The sequence below is a fragment of the Chitinophaga sp. H8 genome, assembly GCF_040567655.1.
GTDB lineage: Bacteria > Bacteroidota > Bacteroidia > Chitinophagales > Chitinophagaceae > Chitinophaga > Chitinophaga defluvii.
Genome location: NZ_JBEXAC010000001.1, coordinates 2,207,575 through 2,231,721 on the forward strand (window position 1 = coordinate 2,207,575; position 24,147 = coordinate 2,231,721).

Annotated in this window: 18 protein-coding genes; 4 read left to right on the forward strand and 14 right to left on the reverse strand. The window is 45.0% G+C overall.

Annotated elements, in window-relative coordinates; all coding sequences use genetic code 11:
* Positions 1–231: 231 nt before the first annotated feature.
* The gene (locus ABR189_RS08385) at positions 232–354 is read left to right on the forward strand and encodes a hypothetical protein (RefSeq protein ID WP_354660022.1); all 123 of its coding nucleotides are present in this window, start codon (positions 232–234) and stop codon (positions 352–354) included.
* A 29-nt stretch (positions 355–383) separates the two neighbouring features.
* Here the strand turns inward: ABR189_RS08385 and ABR189_RS08390 are convergent, their stop codons facing one another.
* From ABR189_RS08390 to ABR189_RS08405, 4 genes are all read right to left on the reverse strand, one after another.
* The gene (locus ABR189_RS08390) at positions 384–2,903 is read right to left on the reverse strand and encodes a DUF5686 and carboxypeptidase regulatory-like domain-containing protein (RefSeq protein WP_354660023.1); all 2,520 of its coding nucleotides are present in this window, start codon (positions 2,901–2,903) and stop codon (positions 384–386) included.
* Positions 2,904–2,990: 87 nt separating this feature from the next.
* Positions 2,991–3,341, reverse strand: coding sequence for a hypothetical protein (locus ABR189_RS08395; RefSeq protein WP_354660024.1), 351 nt, complete (start codon positions 3,339–3,341; stop codon positions 2,991–2,993).
* Between the two features lie 35 nt (positions 3,342–3,376).
* On the reverse strand, positions 3,377–4,561 hold the full coding sequence (locus ABR189_RS08400; protein ID WP_354660025.1) for a trans-sulfuration enzyme family protein: 1,185 nt from the start codon (positions 4,559–4,561) through the stop codon (positions 3,377–3,379).
* A gap of 34 nt (positions 4,562–4,595) precedes the next feature.
* On the reverse strand, positions 4,596–5,015 hold the full coding sequence (locus tag ABR189_RS08405) for an OsmC family protein (RefSeq protein ID WP_354660026.1): 420 nt from the start codon (positions 5,013–5,015) through the stop codon (positions 4,596–4,598).
* An 80-nt stretch (positions 5,016–5,095) separates the two neighbouring features.
* Between ABR189_RS08405 and metX the strand changes: the two genes are divergently transcribed.
* Positions 5,096–6,163 (forward strand): homoserine O-acetyltransferase MetX, encoded by a 1,068-nt coding sequence (gene metX / locus ABR189_RS08410; RefSeq protein WP_354660027.1) that lies wholly within the window; start codon positions 5,096–5,098, stop codon positions 6,161–6,163.
* 226 nt (positions 6,164–6,389) lie between these two features.
* Positions 6,390–9,242, forward strand: a complete 2,853-nt coding sequence (locus ABR189_RS08415; protein ID WP_354660028.1) for a TonB-dependent receptor — start codon at positions 6,390–6,392, stop codon at positions 9,240–9,242.
* 486 nt (positions 9,243–9,728) lie between these two features.
* Here the strand turns inward: ABR189_RS08415 and ychF are convergent, their stop codons facing one another.
* Positions 9,729–10,832: a redox-regulated ATPase YchF gene (gene ychF, locus ABR189_RS08420; protein WP_354660029.1), complete on the reverse strand. Its 1,104-nt coding sequence runs from the start codon at positions 10,830–10,832 to the stop codon at positions 9,729–9,731.
* Between the two features lie 235 nt (positions 10,833–11,067).
* Between ychF and ABR189_RS08425 the strand changes: the two genes are divergently transcribed.
* Positions 11,068–12,300 carry a nucleoside recognition domain-containing protein gene (locus ABR189_RS08425; RefSeq protein WP_354660030.1) on the forward strand — a complete coding sequence of 411 codons (1,233 nt, stop codon included), beginning with the start codon at positions 11,068–11,070 and terminating at the stop codon, positions 12,298–12,300.
* Here ABR189_RS08425 and ABR189_RS08430 read toward each other — a convergent pair.
* The 9 genes from ABR189_RS08430 to ABR189_RS08470 form a co-directional block, all read right to left on the reverse strand.
* Complete coding sequence (locus ABR189_RS08430; RefSeq protein WP_354660031.1) at positions 12,297–13,724, reverse strand: SusD/RagB family nutrient-binding outer membrane lipoprotein; 1,428 nt, start codon at positions 13,722–13,724, stop codon at positions 12,297–12,299. The two genes, ABR189_RS08425 and ABR189_RS08430, sit on opposite strands and share 4 nt — an antisense overlap.
* Positions 13,725–13,735: 11 nt before the next feature.
* Positions 13,736–16,936, reverse strand: coding sequence for a SusC/RagA family TonB-linked outer membrane protein (locus ABR189_RS08435; RefSeq protein WP_354660032.1), 3,201 nt, complete (start codon positions 16,934–16,936; stop codon positions 13,736–13,738).
* 78 nt (positions 16,937–17,014) lie between these two features.
* Positions 17,015–17,317, reverse strand: coding sequence for a thiamine-binding protein (locus tag ABR189_RS08440; protein WP_354660033.1), 303 nt, complete (start codon positions 17,315–17,317; stop codon positions 17,015–17,017).
* A 12-nt stretch (positions 17,318–17,329) separates the two neighbouring features.
* Positions 17,330–18,853 carry a GNAT family N-acetyltransferase gene (locus tag ABR189_RS08445; protein ID WP_354660034.1) on the reverse strand — a complete coding sequence of 508 codons (1,524 nt, stop codon included), beginning with the start codon at positions 18,851–18,853 and terminating at the stop codon, positions 17,330–17,332.
* Positions 18,854–19,005: 152 nt separating this feature from the next.
* A complete protein-coding gene (locus tag ABR189_RS08450; RefSeq protein WP_354660035.1) occupies positions 19,006–20,220 on the reverse strand; it encodes a glycosyltransferase family 2 protein in 1,215 nt (404 codons plus the stop codon).
* A gap of 11 nt (positions 20,221–20,231) precedes the next feature.
* A complete protein-coding gene (locus ABR189_RS08455; RefSeq protein ID WP_354660036.1) occupies positions 20,232–21,020 on the reverse strand; it encodes a class I SAM-dependent methyltransferase in 789 nt (262 codons plus the stop codon).
* 13 nt (positions 21,021–21,033) lie between these two features.
* A complete protein-coding gene (locus ABR189_RS08460; protein WP_354660037.1) occupies positions 21,034–22,176 on the reverse strand; it encodes a glycosyltransferase family 4 protein in 1,143 nt (380 codons plus the stop codon).
* Positions 22,176–23,198 (reverse strand): NAD-dependent epimerase/dehydratase family protein, encoded by a 1,023-nt coding sequence (locus ABR189_RS08465; RefSeq protein ID WP_354660038.1) that lies wholly within the window; start codon positions 23,196–23,198, stop codon positions 22,176–22,178. Before ABR189_RS08465 ends, ABR189_RS08460 begins: the two co-directional genes overlap by 1 nt.
* Positions 23,199–23,210: 12 nt before the next feature.
* Positions 23,211–24,119: a glycosyltransferase family 2 protein gene (locus ABR189_RS08470; RefSeq protein ID WP_354660039.1), complete on the reverse strand. Its 909-nt coding sequence runs from the start codon at positions 24,117–24,119 to the stop codon at positions 23,211–23,213.
* Between the last annotated feature and the right edge of the window lie 28 nt (positions 24,120–24,147).

Genomic DNA, 24,147 nt, shown 5'->3' on the forward strand with positions numbered 1-24,147 from the left:
TTGTAAATCATTGGAACACAATTCTTCGGAGAAGGTTAACTGTAGCTGGATATGGATAACATTTCTATCCCCGTAATTGTTCAGATTGGGAATAAATAAATATTTATTCCAATTTAGCTATTTGATAAATATTGTATATAACTTTGTTTGTAGTTTTTGTTATCTCCTTTGGCACCCTTTTTGAAATTACACTCCTAGTAAACACTATTGTTGGACCCAAAATTATTGTTTATGACTATTTACATTACTTATCTCGTTTACGTGATCATTGCTATCTGGGTGTATCGTGTATTAGCTTTCTTCTATGATAGCGATACTGATAGCTCCAGAGAAATTAAAAGCCGCCGTAAGTAAGCATTAGTATTAGTATCACTGTTGTTTGCTTACCTGTCGAATCTGACCAATCCTCCCAATAAACCACCAAATCCAACACGAACGCCTACACGTGTATCAGCTTGACTCTGATACCCGGCGATGACGTCTACGCGGATTATTTTCAGGATGTTCTCTATACCGGCAAACACTTCCACATAGTGATTGTCCCGGTTTACATAGAACGCATTCGACCCGGCTACCAGATTCCATTTCAAACGGTTAAACAAGGGAATCTTGTTGGTAAGCAGTCCATTAAAATGATGCTCTGCATTGGCAGTGGCATAAAATGGTGCAGTAGTGCTATACTGGTAGTAAGGTGCTAACTGAAAGCTATTGAGGTACTTGATATTATAGAATGTCTGATTACCATTGAAGTGCTGGAAGTCCGGAATAGCGGCATATTTATCATTGAAGAAACCACCTGCTCCTATACGGTAACTAAAGGCTCCCCATAGTTTCAGATTCATCCTGTCGCGTACCGCCAAGCTCCACTTATCAAAGTCTACATCACTTCCGGCAATGCCATGTATCCCTTTACTATACGCCAATTCAAAGGTGGGGTATTTAGAGCCGAATGCCATTTTCTGGTTCGGCAATTCAATGAAGCGCTGTCCCGGCTGCCAGGTAAATCCAACATCAAATACCAGTGCCTGGTGCCTGGTAAAAGGGATCCCTGCCAACTCTACCGGATGATTAGGGGTGAACATTTTCCGGTCATTGCGGAATATCACAAAGTCTGTTGTATTTTCTACCGGTATCCTGTTTTCATAGGTAAGTCCTGCTTTTAATACATCATTGGTTTGAAAACGGCGCTGGAATTGCAAAGCTCCAAACCAGTTTTCGTATAATTTCATATAATTTTCTTTTAGCAACAGGGTATACACTTCATTCGTCAGCGCATCAATTGGTTCTGCTTTGTTAAACTGGGAGATGCGTTTGCCGCCGGCAAGCGTCCAGGTATTATGTCCTGAACGTTTTCCCAAACGGGCATTTTGTTCATAGGTGATGGCCATTTCCGCATTCAAATGCGTATTACTGAACCCATATCGTACAGAAGGGGCTATACGCAGTTGCTGTGCTCCGGGCAAATCAAATGTTATTGCGGGTTTTATATTCACCACCAATCCTTCCACCGTATTATACTGTAGTCGTTTCAGCAAAGGCTGCATCGTTAGTAAATGTGAGCTGACACTGCTATCTCTGGAAAAATAATACCGGTGTGATGCTCCTTTCCACAAAACATCCATCAGTTTTACCGGTTTTTGATTTTTCTGTAAAGTATCCAGGTGAGACCTGGACATGGCCGAATCCCGGTTGGCCTTTGCGGTACTGTCCTTTTCCCGGAAGTCTTTCACTTCGTCTTTCTCCAGCGGAACAGGCCGGATGCTATCCCAGTAAGCCACTTTTTTCTTATCAAAAGCCGTATCATACTTCATGATCGTTTTATCAAAATATTTAGGTGGAAACTGTGGATGCAGATTGTAGCCGGTATATACATTCACAAAACTGCCGCCCAGGTTAAACCCAAATTGCCTGAAAGAAATATACACCACCTGGTCTTTAATGCGCCATACTTCCGGGGTAACCGGTACATGGGTTTGCCGGATCCGTAAAGAATCCATCAACTCCAGCTGGTAATCCTGGGTTAGCAACAGGTCGGTGCTATGAATGCGCCAGTCATCATCCGTAATAAAAATATACCCTGAAAACAGTGGCTCAAACTTACGGCGGGGTATCACCTTTATTTTATTGACGGCTTTACCATCTTCGTAAAACACGCCTTCCAGCCGGTACTTATAGTAAAACAATGCATTTTCTGCAATGGGAGAAATGTAGCCGCGCGGGCTCAATTGCGTAAGTACCGCCGTTACATTATTTTCATAAAAACTGATGAACGTAGGAAAGCTGAATCCGAAACCGCCCCCACTCTGCCGGGAAGACAATACTTCCAGCTTGAGTTGATCCGGTTTTTTAAAAGCTATTTTTGTAAGCGATTCTGACAGGAAGATGACGCCCTGCCCGGAGGTATCCACCCCCATTTCTTTTTTATCAATCTTTTGCCCCATGAATTGTTTGGGCACTTCTTTCATTTTAAAGGAACCTTTTATATAGGCTTCACAGGTATATTCATTCACCTGCTGCTGATAAAACGAACGTTTCTTTATGGCCTGGCGGATAATAGCATAGGCAGGGTCTTCCCCACCTGCTTTGATGACCACTTCTTTGATCTGCATACGCACGGGCTGCATTTCAAAATTCAGCTCCTGCACCCCGGCAATAATGGTAATTTGTTTTTCTTCCTTACGGTAACCAATAAACTGGCAAACGATGCTGTGCAGCCCTTCAGCAATTTCCAACTGGTATTGACCTGCTGCATTAGTGGTAGTACCTTCAGTGGTACCTTTAATCAATACGGTGGCAAAAGGTAAAGGTTGTCCTTTTTCATCTGTAACACGGCCACGGATGATACTGCCATAGCTATAAAAAGTGGAGAGTAAACAATACAGGACCAGCAGATATTTCATCATGTATCAAAAATAACCATTGCCTTAAAAGCGGGATAAGACAAGGATTGTTTTATATCAAATTTAACAACCCTTGATAAGTTATCATCTTTATGCCGGTTTTTTCGCTCTTAAGTAGGCAGCGCTGAGACTGGCCATACCAGCTACAAGCCCCCCTATTAATGCGCTTACTGCTCCTATTACAATGGGGTTCTTAAACCCAAAAAAAAGCAGGCTCATACGGTTGGCCAGAATATGATCATTACGGACATCTATGAAAAATGCCAGTACCAGCCATAACATAAAGACTGCAGCAAAACTACTGGAAAAGGCCCTCCCTGGGGATAACCCCAATAACAAGGAAACCAGAAATGCTACAACAGCTACGGACCACCAGGGCATTACCATGCCAGCCAGAAAAGCCAGAATAAAGATCAGCAGAAAATGGGCGTAAGATTTCATAGTATTAAGTTAAGGATAAAACCTTAAATCAGCGCTTATTTGCTGTGATCCAGCGCTTGTTCTATATCATGTAAAATATCCCTGACATTTTCCAGTCCTACGGAGATCCGTATAAGCCCCGGCGTTATGCCTACCGCCATCCGTTCTGCATCAGTAAGCTTACCATGCGTGGTGCTGGCCGGATGAGAAGCAATACTCCTGCTATCTCCCAGATTGGCGGTCAGCGACAACATCTTTAAAGCATTCAGGAACCTTGCGCCTCTTTCAACACCTCCTTTCAGTTCAAAACAAACAATTCCGCCACCACCTGTCATTTGCTGTAAGGCAATGGCATATTGCGGATGGCTGGGGAGCAAAGGATACTTTACCCATTGCAGGTGCGGATTACTTTCAAGCGATTGCGCCAGGCTCAGCGCACTGGCAGCATGCCTTTCCATCCGTATATGCAGGGTTTCCAGGCTTTTACTCAGCACCCAGGCATTAAATGGTGACATAGCAGGTCCGGTGCTGCGGCAAAAGGCATAAATTTCCTTAATCAGGTCCTGTCGCCCCACTACTACTCCGCCTAATACTCTCCCCTGCCCGTCTATCCATTTGGTAGCCGAGTGCGTTACCAGGTCGGCTCCTGCCAGTATAGGCTTTTGCAATACGGGTGTGGCAAAACAATTATCTACATTGAGGATCAGCTGATGTTTCTTTGCTATGCCCGACAAATAAGCGATATCTACCATTTCCAATCCGGGATTGGAAGGTGTTTCCACAAAGATCATCCGGGTATTGGGCTTGATAAGGGCTTCCAGCGTTTCCGGCTGGTTTACATCAAAGTAGGTATATGCTATGCCCCATTTAGGCAAAAATTTGGTAATAACGGTATGCGTAGAGCCAAATACCGAACGGGCAGAGATCAGGTGATCCCCGGTTTTCAGTAAAGCCATGAAACTGGCAAATACCGCACTCATACCCGAAGCAGTAGCATAACCTGCTGCTGCCCCTTCCAGTGCACACATCTTTTGTACAAACTCATCTACATTGGGGTTACTGAAACGGGTATAGATATTGTCTTCCGTTTCATCTGCGAAGGTAGCCCTCATTTCTTCTGCCGTATCAAAGCAAAAACTGGAAGTCAGGAACATAGGCGTGGAATGCTCCATCTGCCAGGTCCTTTCTGTTTGTATCCTTATTGCATTGGTTTCCGGTTGGTATTGGTGCTCGGTGCTCATTTAATCAGCGTTTAGCTATTATCGGTCAGTGTGGTTATGCATTTAACTTCACTTCCCAGGTCAGTTTGGTATTTCCCCGTCTTAAAGTCTCTGCTACAGAACAATATTTATTCATAGACAATTCCACGGCACGGGCAGCTTTATCGGGATCTATATTACCAGAAAGGTGGAAGATAATATGTGCACTTTCCCATAAGGCTGGCTCTTTCCCTTTCTCCCTTTCAGCGTCGATCTCAATCCGAAAATCCGTTACTTCCTGGCGTTGTTTTTTCAGGATCATGGCTACGTCAATTGCCGAGCAACCGCCCAGTCCCATAATTACCATTTGCATGGGTCTGATGCCATTGTTTTTACCGCCATTTTCTATGGAAGAATCCATCAGCACTTTATGTCCATTTTCATCCGCTGCTTCCATGTTGAATCCGTCGTCTATTCTTTGTAACGCAATCTTCATAGATTTTATATTATTATGCTTGGTTAAGTAGGTGGTTTACCTGCCAAAGATAGTTAATGTGTGGCAAAAAGCAGAGGGGTATGCTTGTTCTAATCAACATTCTGATGTACGTTTGCGAAAAAAAAGGGATTTTGGCCGCACAGACATTTCACAGCACTCAGCCTTTTAAATTGGAATCAGGCCGGGTATTACCGGAATTGCATATTACTTATCATACTTACGGCAAATTAAATGCAGCGGGCAGTAATGTAGTGTGGGTGTGTCATGCGCTGACCGCCAATTCGGATGTGGCCGACTGGTGGAAGGGCCTGATCGGAGAAGGCCGGGTAATAGATCCCTCCCGTCATTTCATCGTTTGTGCCAATATATTAGGCTCCTGTTATGGCTCATCAGGACCAGCTTCCATTAATCCCGAAACAGGACAGCCCTACTACCGTACTTTCCCCGCTATTACCATCCGTGATATGGTAAAGGCACATATCCTGTTAAGAACACATTTACAGATCAATCAGATTCATTTACTGATCGGCGGCTCTATGGGAGGTTACCAGGTACTGGAATGGGCACTTACGGAACCCACCATTGTCAACCGTATGTTCCTGCTGTGCACCGGTGCGGCAGAAAGCGCCTGGGGGATTGCCATTCACACGGCACAACGCCTGGCCATCGAGGCTGATAATACCTGGGAACAGGATACGCCCGATGCAGGCAGGAAAGGCCTTAAAGCGGCCCGTGCTATTGGCATGCTTACCTATCGGAACTACCATACCTTTGTCCGGACACAGTCGGACCCCGACAAAGAAAAAACAGACCATTTCAGGGCTTCTTCCTATATAGACTACCAGGGAGACAAACTGGTAAAACGGTTCAATGCACAAAGCTACTGGCTCCTCACCAAAGCAATGGACAGCCATAATATAGCCAGAGGCCGGCACCAGGATGCAGTAGCCACCCTGCAACATATCAAACAGCCTGCACTCCTGATCGGCATCACCAGCGATATCTTATGCCCGCCGGAAGAACAGCAGTTCCTCCAGCGCCACCTGCCTAATGCTACCTATCACGAAATAGACTCCCCTTACGGGCATGACGGTTTTTTAATCGAGTTTGAAAAAATAGGCGCGATCCTGCAACAATGGATGGCATAATTTTCTATGACCTGATCCTCAGCGATACTTATTAATGCAGAAGCATATACGCTTTCAACAATATCCTTGATTTATATGTTACGCCTTATTTCTTAGGGTCATGAAAAGGAGTTGCTTTTTAGTGCCAGCTACCCGATTTCTGTATGCCTTTTTTACTTATATTTAGTAAAACAACCAAAACAGGCAGGAATGTAACCGAACTCCCACACTTCTAAACCCACACTTTATGAAACGTATCCTTTACAAAGCTTATTTGTACACAGTAATGGTAATACTTGCTGCACTTCCTTTGCAGGTAACGCTGGCACAGGAGCAGTCGGTTGTCAGTGGTAAAGTAACTGATAAAACCACCGGAAATGGCATGCCGGGGGTAACGGTAAGCATCAAAGGTGCCGTAGCGGGTACTATTACAGATGCCAATGGCAATTACAAACTCAATACGGGTCATGCATTGCCTTTTACACTTGTTTTTTCCAATGTAGGTTACAAACCAACAGAACTCAGGATCAGTAGTGCGGGCGGCAACCAGGATGTACAACTGGAGTCTACCGAAATACTGGGAATGGAGGTGGTGGTAGCTGCCAGCAGAGTGGCAGAAAGTATCCTGGAATCACCGGTTTCTATTGAGAAACTGAATGTGGCGGCTATCAGGGAAATTCCTACCCCCAGCTTTTATGATGCATTACCTAATCTGAAAGGCGTGGAATCCAGTATGCAAAGCCTTACTTTCCGCTCTATCACCACCAGGGGATTTAATGGCAATGGTAATACCCGTTTTAACCAACTGATAGATGGTATGGATGGGCAGGCACCGGGGCTCAACTTTTCGGTAGGTAATATTGTGGGCATTTCAGACCTGGATGTGGAAAGTGTGGAACTACTGCCAGGTGCTTCTTCTGCCCTCTATGGGGCGGGTGGTATGAACGGTACCCTGCTGATGACCAGTAAAAATCCCTATGATTATCAGGGGCTAAGTTTGCAGCTGCGTGCAGGTATTAACCATGTGGGACATGAGCAACGTTCTTCTGCCGGCTTTATTCCGGATATTACTGCCCGTTATGCCAAGGCTATCGGAAAATTCGGATTTAAAATAAATGCATCTTATATGTCGGCAGAAGACTGGCAGGCACAGGACTACCGGAACTTTGACAGGACAGCACAAAAACTGAAGGCAGGCACCTCCCATGCAGACGATCCCAACTACGACGGGGTAAATGTTTACGGTGATGAAATAAACGGTAACATGCAGGATGTGATGAACGGTGTGCTGGCACAGGGAACCGCCGGGTATATCAAACAATACCATGATGCCACCGGCACCAATCCCACACAGCAGCAGATCAATGCTTTCCTGGCCAGCAATCCGCAAACACAACCTTTTTATGTAGGTAAAGTAAACAACCTGATCCCCAATGCCTCCGTTTCCCGTACCGGTTACAATGAGCAGGATATGGTAGACTATAGCACCCGCAGTGTTAAGCTGGGGGCAGCAGTACACTACCGCTTTACAGACAAACTGGAAGGTATTTTGCAGGGTAATTGGGGAAATGGGACAACAGTATATACAGGAACGGACAGGTACTCTTTACGCAACTTCATCCTGGGCCAGTATAAAGCAGAACTGAAAGGTAAAAATTTCTTTCTGCGGGCTTACACTACCCAGGAACGTTCCGGGGAAGCTTATAACGCCACCGCACTGGCCAGCCTGATGAATGAAACCTGGAAAGACAGCAGAACCCAATGGTTTCCGCAATATGTGGGCAATTTTGTAGGCGCAAAGCTGGCCGGCCAATCTGATGCACAGGCACATGCTGCAGCCCGTGCTGCCGCCGATCAGGGCCGGTTTATGCCAGGTACCCCGCAGTTTGAAAATGCCAAGAACGATATCACCAACCGGTACATCGGATTTGGGGAAGGCCGGAACGGGGCAAAGTTTAACGATAAAACCAATCTGTACCATTATGAGGGCATGTACAATTTTACAGACCACATAAAAGTGTTTGAACTGCTGGCGGGGGCTTCTTATCGCCGGTATTCCCTGCACTCTAACGGAACTATCTTTGATGATGGGGATAAGGGAATTAACATAGACGAATACGGCGCCTATCTCCAGGCAGGTAAAAAACTGATCAACGACCGTCTGAAATTAACCGGTTCCGTGCGTTATGATAAAAACGAGAACTTTGATGGCAGGTTTACCCCACGTATCTCAGCAGTAGTGACCGTAGCACCGGAAAACAACATCCGCCTTTCTTATCAAACAGGTTTCCGGATTCCTACCAATCAGGACCAGTACATCGATCTGCCCATCCGTGCCGGTGTACAGCTGATAGGCGGGTTGCCTTCCATACTCACCAAATACGATCTTTATAACAATAAAGCCTATACACAGGAAAGTGTACAAAAATTCCAGGGGACCGGCAACCCTGCAGAGCTGAAACAATATACTTTTGGCCCGCTTAAACCTGAACGGGTAAAAGCATACGAAATTGGCTACCGTGGGCTGATCGCAAAAAAATTGCTGATAGATGGTTATTACTACTATAACATTTACAACGATTTCATCTCTCCGCTGGTTGTAGTGCAGTCTTCCGACGGAACACCAGCAGGACTGGCCAATGCCAGGGCTTTTGCCACCAATGTAAACGATCCTGCCGATGTAAAAACCCAGGGTTGGGCATTAGGACTTGACTATGCAGAAAGAAACTGGACGTTTGGCGGCAACGTATCTTATAACAAGATTAAACAAACCTCCTCCGAGCTGCTGAATGACTTTAACACCCCTAAATTCCGCTTCAGCCTGAATGCCGGTAATAAAAATGTATATAAAAACATCGGGTTTAATATCATGTACAGATGGCAGGATACCTTCTACTGGTACTCCACTTTTGGCGCTGGTGATGTGCCTGCTTTCAGCACACTTGATGCCCAGATCAACTATAAAATACCTGCTGCCAAAGCAATGGTTAAACTGGGTGGCTCCAACATCCTGAACAAATACTATACGACGTCGTTGGGAAATCCTGCTATTGGCGCAGTGTATTATGTTTCTATCACTTTTGACCAGTTGTTCCAATAAACCGGCTTCATTTCCTGAAAGATAAAAACAGATAGCCCGCTCCGGCGGGCTATTTTTTTGCCAATCCCTACGATTTTTGCAGGTAGCTTTCTGGTTTTTCCTGATATAATTAAGTAATAAAGGAATGATAAAACAGAGATAAGGCAGAGATAAGGTAGACATCTCTATGTCTACCTTATCTCTACTTTATCACTACTTTATGTCTACCTTATGTCTACCTTATCTATGATGTAACACTTTGCTATAAAGGGTTTAGCTATAAGTGGCATTAAAATATATGGGCAGGGGGTTTTGAGCCAGTTAAGTTATCTGGCGGATCGCTTCCGTATTTTTGGGCGGAACTGGTTATGCGAGATATAAGAGGGCAAAAAAATGGCTGGCCATTCAGGCCAGCCCAGGTTTGTTGTAACCTCCATGTATTACATGAAGTAGCTTTAAAACAGTACCGTCAGCGCTAGGCTGACGGTACTGTGGTTTATTTCCTTATTATACATTAAATCTGAAGTGCATCACATCCCCATCTGCTACTACATATTCTTTACCTTCTATACGTAACCGGCCATTATCACGGCAAGCTGCTTCTGAGCCGTATTTTACGAAATCCTCATAAGCGATTACTTCCGCTTTGATGAAGCCTTTTTCAAAATCTGTGTGGATCACACTGGCAGCCTGTGGCGCTTTCCATCCTTTATGAATGGTCCAGGCACGTACTTCCTGCACGCCGGCAGTAAAATAAGTGATCAGTTCCAGCAGTTCATAAGCTGAGCGGATCAGGCGGTTTAAGCCCGGTTCGGTGAGGCCGTATTCAGAAAGGAACAGCTCCTTATCAGCAGGATCTTCCATTTCAGAGATCTGTGCTTCAATAGTATTGTTCATCACAATTACCTGTGCACCTTCTGCCTTTACGGATTCCTGTAATGCCTGCGAAAACCTGTTGCCGGTATGGATAGATGCTTCATCCACATTGGCCACATACAGCACTGGCTTGGCAGAGAGCAGAAACAGATCTGCAATAGCAGTACTGTCTTCTTTGCTCAGGCCCAGTTCACGGATATTTTTACCTTGTTCCAGGTGCTCTTTACACAATTTCAGTACTTCAAACTCTCTTTTAGCCTTGGGATCACCACCGGTTTTTGCCATTTTTTCGGTACGTGCCATTTTCCTTTCCACACTATCCAGGTCTTTCAGCTGCAGTTCCGTATCAATGATCTCCTTATCGGATACCGGGTTAATGTCTCCTTCATCCCGCAGGATATTATCGTCTTCAAAACAGCGGATTACATGCACAATAGCATCCACCTCACGTATGTTGGCCAGGAATTTATTTCCCAGACCTTCCCCTCTGCTGGCACCTTTTACCAGACCTGCAATATCTACAAACTCGATGGTGGTAGGTACCACCCGGTTTGGTTTAACCAGTTCTTCCAGTTTTAAAAGTCTGAAATCCGGTACATCTACCAGGCCAATATTCGGCTCAATGGTACAAAAACGATAATTGCTTGCCTGTGCCTTGGCACTATTGCTTACCGCATTAAACAAAGTTGATTTCCCTACATTCGGCAATCCTACAATTCCTGCTTGCAACGCCATTTTAAAAAATTTGCGCAAAGATAGGGTTTATTCCCTTAAAGTCCATGCTAATAGCTATTGTAAGTTGGGATACCACTGCCAACTGCCCGTATTTCCACATTCCCCACCAGGCAGAGACGGCCTACCTGTAGCTTTCCCTGTTTGCTTTCCAAAGGAATTGTTTATTTTGGCGCCCGGATAAGCAACCAATCATAAAAGGGCCCTGCTTTCCGGTAAATACTGCAAACTCATTTATATGGCATTAAACTATGTATGGCTGGCATTTTTCCTGATTGCTTTTGTGGTAGCCCTTTTTAAATCGCTGATACTGGGCGATATTGCTATTTTCGGGAATGTATTAAACGGGATGCTGGGTAGTGCCAAAACCGGGGCGGAAATTTCCCTGGGCCTGATAGGTGTAATGACCTTATGGCTGGGTATTATGCGGGTAGGTGAAAAAGCGGGTATGATCAGCATATTTGCGAAAGCAGTAAATCCGTTCTTTTCCAAACTGTTCCCGCAGGTACCTCCCGGTCACCCGGCAATGGGCTCCATGATGATGAACTTCTCGGCCAATATGCTGGGACTGGATAACGCTGCTACTCCGATGGGCTTAAAGGCCATGAAGGAATTACAGGAAATCAATAAAGAACCGGAGGTAGCCAGTAACCCCATGATTATGTTTCTGGTGCTGAATACAGCAGGGGTTACTATTATTCCCACTTCTGTTATAGCCCTCCGTTTGGCCAATGGTGCTGCCAACCCGGCAGACATCTTCATCCCCACCCTTATTGCTACTTTTGTTGCTTTTGTAACTGGTATGATCACGGTGTCCTTTTATCAGCGGATCAACCTGTTTAAATTACCGGTACTGGTATTTCTGGGTGGTTTCCTATGTTTAATGGGTGGCCTTTACTTCTGGATCAGCCATATGCCACCATCAGAAATCGGGGTACGAACTGCCTCATTGGGTGGCGGTGTGATCTTTGCCATTATCGTTACTTTTCTGGTAGCAGGGCTGGTGCAAAAAATCAATGTATACGACGCTTTTATAGATGGTGCCAAAGAAGGGTTCCAGGTCGCTGTGCGCATCATTCCTTACCTTATTGCCATATTGGTAGCCATCAGTGCTTTCCGGGTAACGGGTTGTATGGATTATATGGTAAATGCGATCGGAGGACTATTTGCCTGGCTGGGTTTTAATACCGATTTCGTACCCGCACTGCCGGTAGCACTTATGAAACCATTAAGTGGTGGCGGTGCCAGGGGATTGATGGTAGATGTATTGACGAATTATGGCGCAGACTCTTTCCAGGGACGACTGGCCAGCGTGATCCAAGGTACTACAGAAACCACCTTCTATGTACTTGCCGTGTATTTTGGTTCTGTAAATATCAAAAAGACCAGGCATGCCCTTGCCTGTGGCCTGATCGCCGACTTTGCAGGTATACTGGCAGCAATTATACTCGCCTATATCTTCTTCCATTAAGGTTTATCCCACCACACCCTGCCATTCAGGTCATCCTTCCCATTCAGGCCAGGTTGCGCCTGTACTGCCGCATTATAATTGGCCGTATTAATATTTCTTTCAGACAACGGATATCCCTGTCGCCGGGGAATCGGCTTGTTTCCATTATCCGGGGCCGGGGTTAATGTAGGATAACCTGTTCTTCTCCATTCCGCCCATGCTTCATATCCGTTCATATAAAGATGTACCCAGCGCTGGTAAGCAATTTGTTTAACGGCAGTGGCCGGATTATATACTATGGCGGGTTGAGCCAGGTAAGCTGCTAATCCATCATCACTACCGGTCCATTGTGCTACAGAAGCGGTAATAGCTGCGATATAATCTGCTGCTGCACTGGCATCTCCTCCGGGGATCCAACCCAGTTTTGCGGCCTCTGCCCTGGCCAACAAGGCCTGTGCATAAGTGATAATATATGCTTTGGCTGCTCTGGCACGGATACCCGATGCCTGGAAAGAGACACTGCCTGCAGCAATGTTCTGGGCATCTTTTCCTTCCAGGCCGTATGGCATCCCGGCATACTCATCATTATTGTTCGTAGCGGCATACGCTGGCAAACGCGGGTCATCCAGGGGGTTCATGTAATCTATCAGTGGCTTGCTAACGCAATACCATCTGCGCCCTTGTACAGTATATACATAATACCAGTAGTTCTCATATGCGGTTTCTGACAAGTGCTGAAAAATAGCATTATCTGCATTATTCTCAAAAATACCGGTAGCCAGTGCCGACTGAAATTCCGCTTTACCCCAATCCGGGTCAACCTTCGACAAACGTAATGCCATCAATGCATGTATGGTGCCTGCCAGCCTTTTCCATTTATTGCTGTCGCCATAATACAGGATATCTCCCTGAGCCGGATTATCTTCTTCCAGCTGGGCACCGGCTTCTTTCAGCTCCTTAAAAAGATCCGTATAAATATCCTTTTGACTATTATAGGCAGGATCAATTTTTGCCTTCCCCTGCAGGGCTTCTTTATATGGAATATCTCCCCATCTGTCGGTAATATGCCAGAAATAATAAGCCCGCAGGATACGTGCTACCGCTTTTTGATTGTTAGCGGACCCTTCTGCATCATTGAAGCGTTTGGTATCGATAATGAACCGCAGGTTCATCAACGGATCTGCATAAAAATCAGCAAAATCAAAATCGATATTAATATACCGGGAGGCATCGGTATATATTTTTTCAGACAGGTGCTGGATATACAATAGTCCATAGCTTGTTTCCGTGGTAGTGGTCAGCCTTTGTATGGCATATGTCAGCAACTTGGGATTGGAAAAGGTGTCCGGCAGGTTGGGATTCTTATTGATGCTGTCAGAAAACTTAGTACAGCTGTTTAGTCCCAGCCCAGCCAGTATTATGAATATGTATGATAGCTTTTTCATGATGATCGGGTTTACAGGGAAATATTCAGGTTGATGCCAAAAGAACGGGTGGAAGTCAATTGTCCTGTTTCCAGCCAGCTGATGGAAGATGCTCCCATGGATAATTCAGACGGATCCAGCCCTTTGGGGGCCTGCTGATGAATCATAAATGGATTGCGGGTAATAAAGGCTACATTGATGCTGTTGAAAGGCATTTTTGTATACTTGTTCTTACTAAACGTATAGCCTAAACGGATTTCCCTCATTTTAATATAGGTGGCATCGTACAGCCACTCTTCATAAACAGAATTGCCCAATACCGTGCGGAAATAGGACTTGGCATCTACATATGCCGTCACCTCCTCTCCTGTAATGCTGGATATGCCATTTACTTTTACACCGCCACCATCAGCTACCGGATCCCGTACATTCTTTCCCTTATCATTCAATACGGCTGTTTCCGCTGCCTGTCCGGATTTTACTGCCAGCATCTTTGTCCAACTGAAAAACCTGCCACCTGATTGAAAATCAATCATTGCCGAAAGATCAAAGCCCCCAAAGCGGAACGTGTTCTGCCATCCACCAGTAAAGTCTGGCAAGACACTGCCGAAGTCATGGTTTTCTGTAAACATGGGTAGATTGCCGGCATCCAGCAATATCTTGCCGGTCTTGGGATCACGCGCATAGGCATTACCTATCAGTGTACCAAAAGCTGCATTTACATTAGCATTCAGATACACGCTCACCCTGGAATAAGTATTCTGATCCAATACCAGGGTATTGATACCAGGATACAGTTCCTTGATCAGACTGGTATTCCTGCTCAGATTAATAAGCGTATTCCAGCTGAACATTTTTGATTTTACAGGAATAGCATTTACACTTACTTCTATTCCTTTATTCTGGATATTACCGGCATTGATCACTGTATTGCTATATCCGATAGCGCCGGATACATCAATATTGAGCACCTGATTCTTATTCTGCTGATTATAATAAGTAACGCCAAAGCCTACGCGGTCATTCAGGAACTTTGCATCCAGTCCCAGCTCCAAGGAGCTGCCCAGTGCAGGCTTCACATTAGGATTATTGAGCGTATTAGGCAGGTACATGGGCAGATAAGTCACGTTGTCCGGCGCTTTATAAGGATCTCCCAGTATAAAGGATTCATACGTCTGATAGGGATCCAGGTCGGACCCGGCCTGCGCAAAACCAACCCTGAGCTTTCCAAAAGAAAGTGGTTCCCATTTGAGCAGATCACTGAATACCATGCTGAAGGAAACAGAAGGATACCAGTAAGAGTTATTCCCTGCGGGCAGTGCCGAAGAAATATCCCGGCGTATCGTAGCATCCAGGTAATAGATGTTATCATATCCCAGGGATACGGCACCGAAAGCACTTCTTACCTCTTTACGGCGCAGGTAATTGGATACATCCGGCCGGTCTATGGAGGCGGAAATATTATAAAAGTTGGTCACTGCCAGCCCACCTTGTGTACGGCCGGTAATATAGGAATAACGCTGGGTCAGGAGATTGCCTCCCAGATTGGCGTTCAGGGTCAGCTTACCAAATGCCCGGTTGTATTGTGCCAGTAATTCATAGTTCATTTCCTTATTCTCAAACTTCCCTTCGTAATACTCATTCAGGTCCCTGCCACCATATGCCTTACGCTGATCGAGATCCTGGGTAAACATATCCCCTCTTACGGCACCACTGATCTTCAGCCCTGGCAGCACATCGTAGCTGAGACCTACATTACCAAAGAACCTGTCGCGCGCATCGTTGTTCAGGTTTTCATAGGCTTCAAAATAGGGGTTGTTCCAGTCGCTGCCTGGCTTTATCAGGAAATCCGGATCATCCACATCTTCATGATTCCAGTGGTAGAACGTACCATCAGCATACTTGTACTGTTTTAGTTTGTTCATATCCAGGGAGCGCTCAAACCACTGGTTGAAGTTTCTGGAACCATTATAATATCCCTGAGCAGGACGCTGTCCTTTATTATTTGCATAATTAATGCTGGTAGAAACCGTCAGTTTTGAAGTGAGGTTTAAGGAACCATTGAAGCCCAGGTTATTCCTTTTCAGCCACGTATTAGGCTCGATCCCTTTAATATCTGTATGATTAAAGGACAGCCGGAAAGTAGTATTTTCTCCCCCACCAGACATGCTGATGTTGTTGTTAAAAGTATGACCGGTTACAAAAAAATCTTTCACATTATCCGGATGTGGCACAAAGGGGGTGAGCTTGCCATAATCAGGGTCCAGGGGATAAAAGCTGTACATATGCCTCACCGGTGTACCATCCATCTTAGGCCCCCAGCTTTCATCCGTCCCGGAAGCATAGGGTTGTTCTACCCCATTTACTGTGATTGTAGGAAATTCCTGACTGCTGCCGGCACCATAGATATTTTGCAGGGGCATAAAGTTGCCTGCCTTTTCAATAGAAAAAGCGGAACTAAAGTCCACACTTACTTTTTTATCTCCTTTACGGGCACCTTGTTTGGTGGTAATCAACACCACGCCGTATTGCCCTCTCAACCCATACAACGCAGAGGCAGCAGGCCCTTTTAATACGGTAACCGATTCAATATCATCCGGGTTAATATCCTGTGCCAGATTGCCCAGATCCGGCCCGTTACGGCCACCAAAATTGGAATTGGAAACAGGCGTACCATCTACGACCATCAGTGGTTGTTCCTGCCCGTTAATAGAGTTGACACCACGGATCTTGATCTTTTGGGTACCACCCATGCTGGCGCCGGAAGAACCGACTACCTGCACCCCCGCAATCTTACCAGCCAGGGAACCCAATACGTTCTGTTCTTTGGTAAGGGTAAGGTTTGCTCCCTTCACTTCCTGGGTGGAATACCCCACCGCCCTGTCCTTGCGGGTAATCCCTAATGCGGTTACCACTACCTGATCCAGGTTGCGGGCATCCACCTTTAATGCAGCATTCACCACAGCCTGTCCATTGATGGCTGCTTCCAGGTGCAGGTAGCCTACATAACGGAACACCAGGGTAGCATCAGCAGCATTGACCACAATACTATACTCTCCTTTTGAACCGGTGGTAGTCCCTTTATTGGTCCCTTTTATCTGTATCGTAACACCTGGTAAAATTTCGCCGGTTTCGGCTGCGGTAACGGTACCAGTGATGGTCCTTGATTGGGCTGACAATAGTTGGGGGAAATACATACAACAAACTGCCAGCATCATGTAGATTAGCTTCATGTGGCGAGATTTAGATTTTGGTTGAAGAATTACAGTACTATAAATATAACGCAAGAAAAGGCGAAAGTCAACAGGTATTTAACCTGCTGCATCATATTTTCCGGTCTTTTCTTCCATGGTTACATCCTGGTCCTTCCGGATCTGCATTTTAATATATACCAGCAGTTGGGAAGCGCCTGCCTGAAAGCACACTTCCTGCGTCCGGCGTACTACTTCCATCAGTTCTTCATACGTGCCTTCCATCACTGTTTCGAAGGGGCACACCCGGTATTTTACACCGGAGGCTTTAATAACAGCAATCGCTTCATCCACCACTGCATATACTTTTTCTGTAGCTACCTGGGGAATAATCTGTAAAGCAAGGTTGATCTTGTGATCCATAACTATATCGTTTTATTGTTCTCCTTTCCATACCACGCCGTACAGGTCATGGCGCATATCCTTTTTTGTTTGCACACTGCCAAAAGCATGCAGCTCCTTCAGCAGTACCAGGTCCACATCCGCAATCACCACCATTTCTGTATTAGGGGTGGCATCAGCCTTCACTCCCGTTACCGGGAATGCAAAATCTGAAGGGGTGAGCACGCATGACTGTGCATACTGCAGGTCCATATTATTTACCTTGGGCAGATTGCCTACACAACCTGCAATAGCCACATAACATTCATTTTCCACTGCCCGGGCCTGGGCACAGAAACGTACCCGGTTATAAGCATGTTGTGTATCCGTGAGGAACGGTACAAACAGGATCTGCATGCCTTGTTCTGCCAATATCCTTGCAGGCTCGGGAAACTCCACATCATAACAGATCTGGATGCCTATTTTGCCACAGTCGGTGTCAAATACCTTGATCTCGTTGCCTCCCTTGATCCCCCAGGCAGATACCTCACTGGGTGTAGGATGAATTTTGATATAATGATCATAGGTGCCATCGCGGCGGCACAGGTAAGAAATGTTATACAGCTGTTCTTCCATCACAATAGGCATACTGCCCGTAATGATGTTTACATTATAAGCCACCGCATGCCGTAAAAACTCCTCCCGGATAGCTTCCGTATATTTGGCTACTCCCCGGATCGCCCCTGCCTGATCCAGCTGATTAAACTCAGCCATCAGTGGTGCATTGAACAGCTCCGGAAACACCACAAAGTCGGAACCATAATCACTTACCGCATCCACAAAAAACTCTACCTGCTGTAAAAAACCTTCCAGGTTGCGGTAATCCCGCATCTGCCATTGCACCAGCCCGATACGTACGGTAGACTTCTGATAGCGGATGGTATCAATATCTTTTTCGTAATAGATATTAAACCATTGCAGCAAGGTGGCAAACCCCTGGGAGGGCACATCGTTGGGTAAATAATTCTTTAGTATTTTCTTGACGAGGAAATCATTGGAAAACTGAAAAGTAAGTGTGGGATCATAAATTTCCTTATCCCTTACTTTTTCAATATACTCCCGGGGTGTGAGCTGATCCGCATACTTTTCATAGCTGGGAATCCTTCCTCCTGCTACGATCCCCTGCAGGTTAAGCCTTTCACACAGGTTTTTGCGGGCATCATACAGGCGGCGTGCCAGCCGCTTTCCACGAAAATCGGGGTGTACAAATACTTCTATACCATAAAGGGTGTCGCCTTTAGGGTCATGGGTATTAAAAGTATAATACCCGGTAATCTGTTCATAAGTATGATTATCCCCGTATTTCTCATAGTCCACAATAATGGATAAGGCGCAGCCCACTACCTTTTCATTCACCGTCACGGCAATCTGCCCTTCCGGGAAAAGATTCATCAGTCTGCGAATAGTAGGCTCTCTCCAGTAACTTCCCTGCATATCCGCATAGGCCGACATCATGGACTCTTTCAGGTCCAGGTAATCTTCTGCTGTAAGTTGTCTGATTTCTATGGTCTCTGCCATGTATTAAGAATTACGTTAATGCCAATATTTATTGTAGTAAAAATAAAGGAAATAACACTTAAATCATGGAGCTGCCATAAAAGGGCATTCCGGAGTAAAGCCAGGCGGCTTTACAAACACATAAAAAATAACCGGGAATAAAGAAAGCGGGATTAGCGGTTTAAGACATCTTCAATGTACAATACTTTGTTATTCTCCGTTTGCAGGAAAGATTTGTTGGCTGCCTTGATTTTCAGCAATGCTTTTACCTGTCTTAATACGAAGAATGGCAGGTAGAATAACGCAGAAAAGATCTTTTTATCCTTTTGCATGACCAGTACTATCAGAAAGAAGGATACAACAAAGGCCAGGATGGCACCTATCCAGAACTTTGTCCAGGCTACTGATACCAGTAGATTGATAATGGCAAACGCGAAGGCGCTGCCTAACAGGATGAATAATGGTGGACGCAGCAGGTTGATACCAAAATAAAGCAGGTTAAAACTTCCTCTTTTCAATCCGGTAAGTAATACATCCCATCCATATTTAAAGTACTTGAAATAGGCATTGATCCACCTTGTACGTTGTTTTTCCAATGCATCCCCATTATCGATCTTTTCATCATACACCATTGCTTCCGGGGCATATGCCAGTAAAGGAATTCTTTTCACGATATCGGCCTGGATCTTTTTATCAAACCCGCCCAGGAAATGCTGATAGATAATCTCTTTGTACAGGCTGGTTTCCATGGCAATACCCAGTCCCCAGATATTGGCTGACAGGCCAAGTTCCTTACGCATCAAACGGTCGGAGAAATTATTATACAAGTTGCCTGCAGTATCCAACCGGGCATACAGTGTATCTGTATTTTTAGGTTGCAGGTTGGTTTGTACCGCCCTGTGTCCCTGGTTAAAATAATGGTTCAGGATCTGCATATAATCCGGGTGTACCAGGTTATCCGTATCAAATATGATCAACGCATCATGCGGTGCTATAAAATGATTGATGGCGTAGTCGATAGACCTGATCTTGGCATTCAGATGCGTAACCGGCTTCAGAAACTTAACTTTAGGATCATTATACTCCAATGACTGCTCATCGCAGGCATCTGCCACAATATAAATCACATAATCCTCATAGTTTTGTTTGAGCAGGGAGTCTACCAAAGGTGGCACCAGTGTAAGGTTCTTATGTGCCGTGATGATGGCCGCAAAACTATGTTTTTTACTTCCTTCGTCCTCCTCTCCGGCTACTACAGGATTACTTTTTCTGAATATTCTCTTAATACAAAATATCAGCAACAAAAAGCTGGACTGCAGTAAGTAAGCTGCGATCACTACCTGTATAATGATGAATAGTACGTTGAGTATTTGAAGGATGGTGTTCATATAAAAAGGGTTCAGGGAGTACTTGGTCTGTCGGCCTTGATCCAGATAGTAAAAAATCCACCGGTAAAACGATCCGGTAATATATCCGCCAGTTTACAATCTAATTTCTGCAGAAAAGAAATGCGTTTGGCAAGAATAGAAAAAGGAAAAACATCTTCTACAAAGTTAGCTTTGCCAAAGCGCACTATTTTAAAGTGGTTGTCGGCTGATAATTTCTCCAGGTCACTTTTGCTGAAAAACTGCACATGATCGAGGTTATCTGCAGCAGACTGTACAGTAGTGCCACTGTAACCTAACATTTTTTTGGTGCCCTGCAGCAGTTTCCACATCCAGTTATTTTTACTCCTGATCCTCAGCACCGGCTTTGTTACCAGCATTTCGCGGGGCCCCTTTCCATTAGGTACCGTAACAATCAGCTGGCCATTGGGTTTTAATGACTGATACAATACGCTCAGCAAAGCGGAAGGATTGTCCAGGTGTTCCAGCACCTCGCTGCATATCACCGCATCGTAGGTATTTCCCTGGGCCACGAGATTTTCTGCGCTGATGACATCAAAACGGACATTGTCCATGTTATTCAGACTACGGGCAGTTTGTATGGTTTTATCGCTCACATCTATTCCCAGCACGTTATAGCCCAATTGTCCGAGGTGTCTGCTAATGACACCATTTCCACATCCCACATCCAGGATAGTACCATCAGCAGGGATCTTTCCTTCCAGGGAGCCTGATATAAAATCAAGCCGTTTCCTGTCGGCGATCCTGTTATATTCGTAGGTGATTTCTTTTGTCATTGTCATATGCTTACGTGCGTTAAGCGGTATTTCTTTTTAGCTGCAATACTTCTTCATACAATTGTTCTACCCTGGCGGTCATTTCCACCACACTAAAATTTTGTCTGACGGTAGCCAATGCAGCGTTTTGCAGTTTTTCCCTTAAATCTTTACCGCCAATGAGGTTCAGAATAGTGTCGGACAACATGGCCGCATTTCTGGCTTCCACCATACAGCCATTTTTCATATGCTGTATAATTTCCCTGGAGCCGTCTACGTTGGTAACAACAACAGCGTTTTTCATGGCCATTGCTTCCAGCAAACCTATCGGCATACCTTCCCACAAAGAAGGAAGGCAATAGATATCCGTAGCCTGCAGGATATCCGGCACATCTTGCCGGAAAGGTTGAAAAATAACATGCTCCTGAATGCCCAGCTCATTTACCAAACGTTCCATATCAGCCCGCAGCTCTCCTTCTCCAACCATCAGCAAGGTAGTATCCTTGCGCTGCTGTAGTACCTGTGCAAAAGCCCTGATCATGGTGAGCGGGTCTTTCTGTGCCGTCATCCGTGCGATAAATCCTACCAGGGTATGATGCGCAGGTATATTCAGCTCACTGCGGATATCCTTAGCAGCATTCTCCGGATTAAACCGGTTCAGATCAATCCCATTGTTAATAATAGTGGACTGAAAGTTACTGAAATGCGCTTTTCCTGTTTCAAAATTAGAGGCGCTTACAGATATATTCCGCTGCATATTAGCCGTCAGAAATCTTTCTGAAAACACCCGCAGCTGCTTTACCATAAAAGGCTGGTCATCATGAAAAGACCAGCCGTGAATGGTGTACAACAAAGGAATTTTTAATGCCCTGGCAGGAAAGAACAGGTTGCTTGCGGCCCTGGATCCATGTGCATGTACAATATCAATATCTTCTTCCTGCAAAAGTTCCTTTACTTTTCTCCATTGCATCAGGTCAAATGCTTTCAGGGAAGGAATTACGTGATGCTCCACTCCCATCTTACGCAACTGATCAATCATAGGACCATCTGTAAAGGAGAGCACAATAGGATGAAACCGGGTGGTGTCCAACTGACCCACCAGGCTCAACACATGTGTTTCACCTCCCCCGATCAGTCCCTGGCGGATAGTCTGTAAAACGCGTATTTTCCTGGTTCCGGTCATTATGCAGGTGTACCGGCAGCAGCGGGAGCTTTGGCCCATCCCTGCGGTAATTTTTCGTTAATCTCAATATTTGCAAACTCCTGGCTTTGTCTGGCGCCAACCTTATTAGCCCACACGGCCATCCTGGAAATCCCTTCTTCCAGGCTAATACCTGACCCTTTACCAAAAACACTGTGCGCCTTCGTATGATCAGAGTAAGCATGCATTACTTCATTTCTCGCTTCCAGGTGGTTGATATCCGGTGTTACCCCAAAGCAGGCACAAACTACGGTAGCCAGCTCATTCACGGTATATGGCTTATCAGCACCAATATTGAATACCTGGTTATAAGCTGCCGGCATGGTTACTGATTTGGCAATTGGAATAGCCACGTCATCAATATAACTGAATGCACGGGTTTGTTCTCCATCTCCAAATACCGTCAGCTGTTTGCCCTGCATAATCTGGTTCATGAAGATACCGATTACATTACGGTATTTATCACCAATATTCTGGTTTTCGCCATATACATTATGCGGACGGAATACTACATAGTTCAATCCAAACATTTCATGTGCAGCTTTAAGATCCAGCTCTACAGCATATTTGGAAACGCCATACGGATCTTCCGGTGTAGGGATCATTTCTTCCCGCATGGGCAGCTGGCCGGCACCATATACGGCAATAGAAGACGTAAACACAAAACATTTCACTTTGTGCTTCACTGATTCATTAATCAGATTGATACTGCCTATCAGGTTATTATTATAGTTAAACCGGCGTATGAAATGTGACAACCCCTCCGCAGCATAAGCAGCCAGGTGGTATACGTAGTCAAATTTATATTCCGCAAACAGCTCACTCACCAGTTTTTCATCTGTTACAGAACCCTGGATAAAAGTGGCACCTGCAGGAATATGGTCTTCAAATCCACCGCTCAAATCATCCAGCACTACTACCTCATGACCCATTTGCAAACAATGGTTAACAACATGGGAGCCTATAAATCCGGCACCGCCGGTAACAAGAGATCTAATTATCATAATTTTCTTTTTTTAAACTGGTGAATAGCTTGATGTGGTTACATTCCAGAATGTACCCCTGAGAAATGATTTCAGGTGTTCAAACTGCCCTTTCAAAGTATAGCGCAATACTGATTTAGGGAAAGTGAAAAAAGTAAAGAACATCAGAAAACCAGCCAGTTGAAATTTATTTGTGTTTCTGCGCATATACAGGATACGGTTACGGGTATGATAATATACCTTTACCGCACTTTCTTTTCCCATGGTAATAGACTCCTTATGGAAGATCAATCCCTTACCGTTATAATATATTTTGTAGCCTGCACGGATAATTCTGGCAGACCAGTCTGACTCTTCATAATAGATAAAGAACTTGTCGGCAAACATGCCCACTTTTTCAATCACTTCCCGTTTTACCATCATGGCAGCACCATGTGCGCAATGGGTAGGTCCGGAACCATCATGTTGTCCTTTATCTTCTTCCTTACTTCCTACCGCCCAGGTTCTTCCGGTAAGCAGGTTCATTTTGTGAAAGCCTGCATATTGAATAATATTGGGATGATGAAAGAAGCGGATCTTGGGGCACACTACGCCAATGGTACTGTCTTCGTAGAATGGTTCAAGCAGCCGTTCAATTAAATCAGGTGTTACCTCTGTATCATTATTTACGATAAATATGAAATCTCCCTTGGCATGCAGCATGCCCAGGTTATTCCCCCCTGTAAAGCCCAGATTCTTTTCGCTTAATAAAATCTTCAGATTGGGATAATTCCCTGCTTTTAACTGTGCTGTCGGGTTTACGTTAGAGCCATTGTCTACCAGGATTGTTTCAAAATTTCTGTAGGTCAACTTTTTGGTAGATTCCAGGAATTCGCAGGTAACAGTGGTTTGGTTATAGTTTAATGCAATAATTGATACCAGTGGTTGTAAATGTGGTTCCATTGTATTCGGTAGTTAATAAAAATCAGTG

Bases quoted from the DNA above. Each gene is read 5' to 3' on its own strand.
- metX (WP_354660027.1), top strand. From the start codon at position 5,096: ATGCTTGTTCTAATCAACATTCTGATGTACGTTTGCGAAAAAAAAGGG.
- ABR189_RS08405 (WP_354660026.1), bottom strand. From the start codon at position 5,015: ATGAAGATTGCGTTACAAAGAATAGACGACGGATTCAACATGGAAGCA.
- ABR189_RS08390 (WP_354660023.1), bottom strand. From the start codon at position 2,903: ATGATGAAATATCTGCTGGTCCTGTATTGTTTACTCTCCACTTTTTAT.
- ABR189_RS08450 (WP_354660035.1), bottom strand. From the start codon at position 20,220: ATGAACACCATCCTTCAAATACTCAACGTACTATTCATCATTATACAG.
- ABR189_RS08440 (WP_354660033.1), bottom strand. From the start codon at position 17,317: ATGGATCACAAGATCAACCTTGCTTTACAGATTATTCCCCAGGTAGCT.
- ABR189_RS08400 (WP_354660025.1), bottom strand. From the start codon at position 4,561: ATGAGCACCGAGCACCAATACCAACCGGAAACCAATGCAATAAGGATA.
- ABR189_RS08430 (WP_354660031.1), bottom strand. From the start codon at position 13,724: ATGAAAAAGCTATCATACATATTCATAATACTGGCTGGGCTGGGACTA.
- ABR189_RS08460 (WP_354660037.1), bottom strand. From the start codon at position 22,176: ATGACCGGAACCAGGAAAATACGCGTTTTACAGACTATCCGCCAGGGA.
- ychF (WP_354660029.1), bottom strand. From the start codon at position 10,832: ATGGCGTTGCAAGCAGGAATTGTAGGATTGCCGAATGTAGGGAAATCA.
- ABR189_RS08395 (WP_354660024.1), bottom strand. From the start codon at position 3,341: ATGAAATCTTACGCCCATTTTCTGCTGATCTTTATTCTGGCTTTTCTG.
- ABR189_RS08435 (WP_354660032.1), bottom strand. From the start codon at position 16,936: ATGAAGCTAATCTACATGATGCTGGCAGTTTGTTGTATGTATTTCCCC.
- ABR189_RS08385 (WP_354660022.1), top strand. From the start codon at position 232: ATGACTATTTACATTACTTATCTCGTTTACGTGATCATTGCTATCTGG.
- ABR189_RS08465 (WP_354660038.1), bottom strand. From the start codon at position 23,198: ATGATAATTAGATCTCTTGTTACCGGCGGTGCCGGATTTATAGGCTCC.
- ABR189_RS08445 (WP_354660034.1), bottom strand. From the start codon at position 18,853: ATGGCAGAGACCATAGAAATCAGACAACTTACAGCAGAAGATTACCTG.
- ABR189_RS08415 (WP_354660028.1), top strand. From the start codon at position 6,390: ATGAAACGTATCCTTTACAAAGCTTATTTGTACACAGTAATGGTAATA.
- ABR189_RS08470 (WP_354660039.1), bottom strand. From the start codon at position 24,119: ATGGAACCACATTTACAACCACTGGTATCAATTATTGCATTAAACTAT.
- ABR189_RS08455 (WP_354660036.1), bottom strand. From the start codon at position 21,020: ATGACAATGACAAAAGAAATCACCTACGAATATAACAGGATCGCCGAC.
- ABR189_RS08425 (WP_354660030.1), top strand. From the start codon at position 11,068: ATGGCATTAAACTATGTATGGCTGGCATTTTTCCTGATTGCTTTTGTG.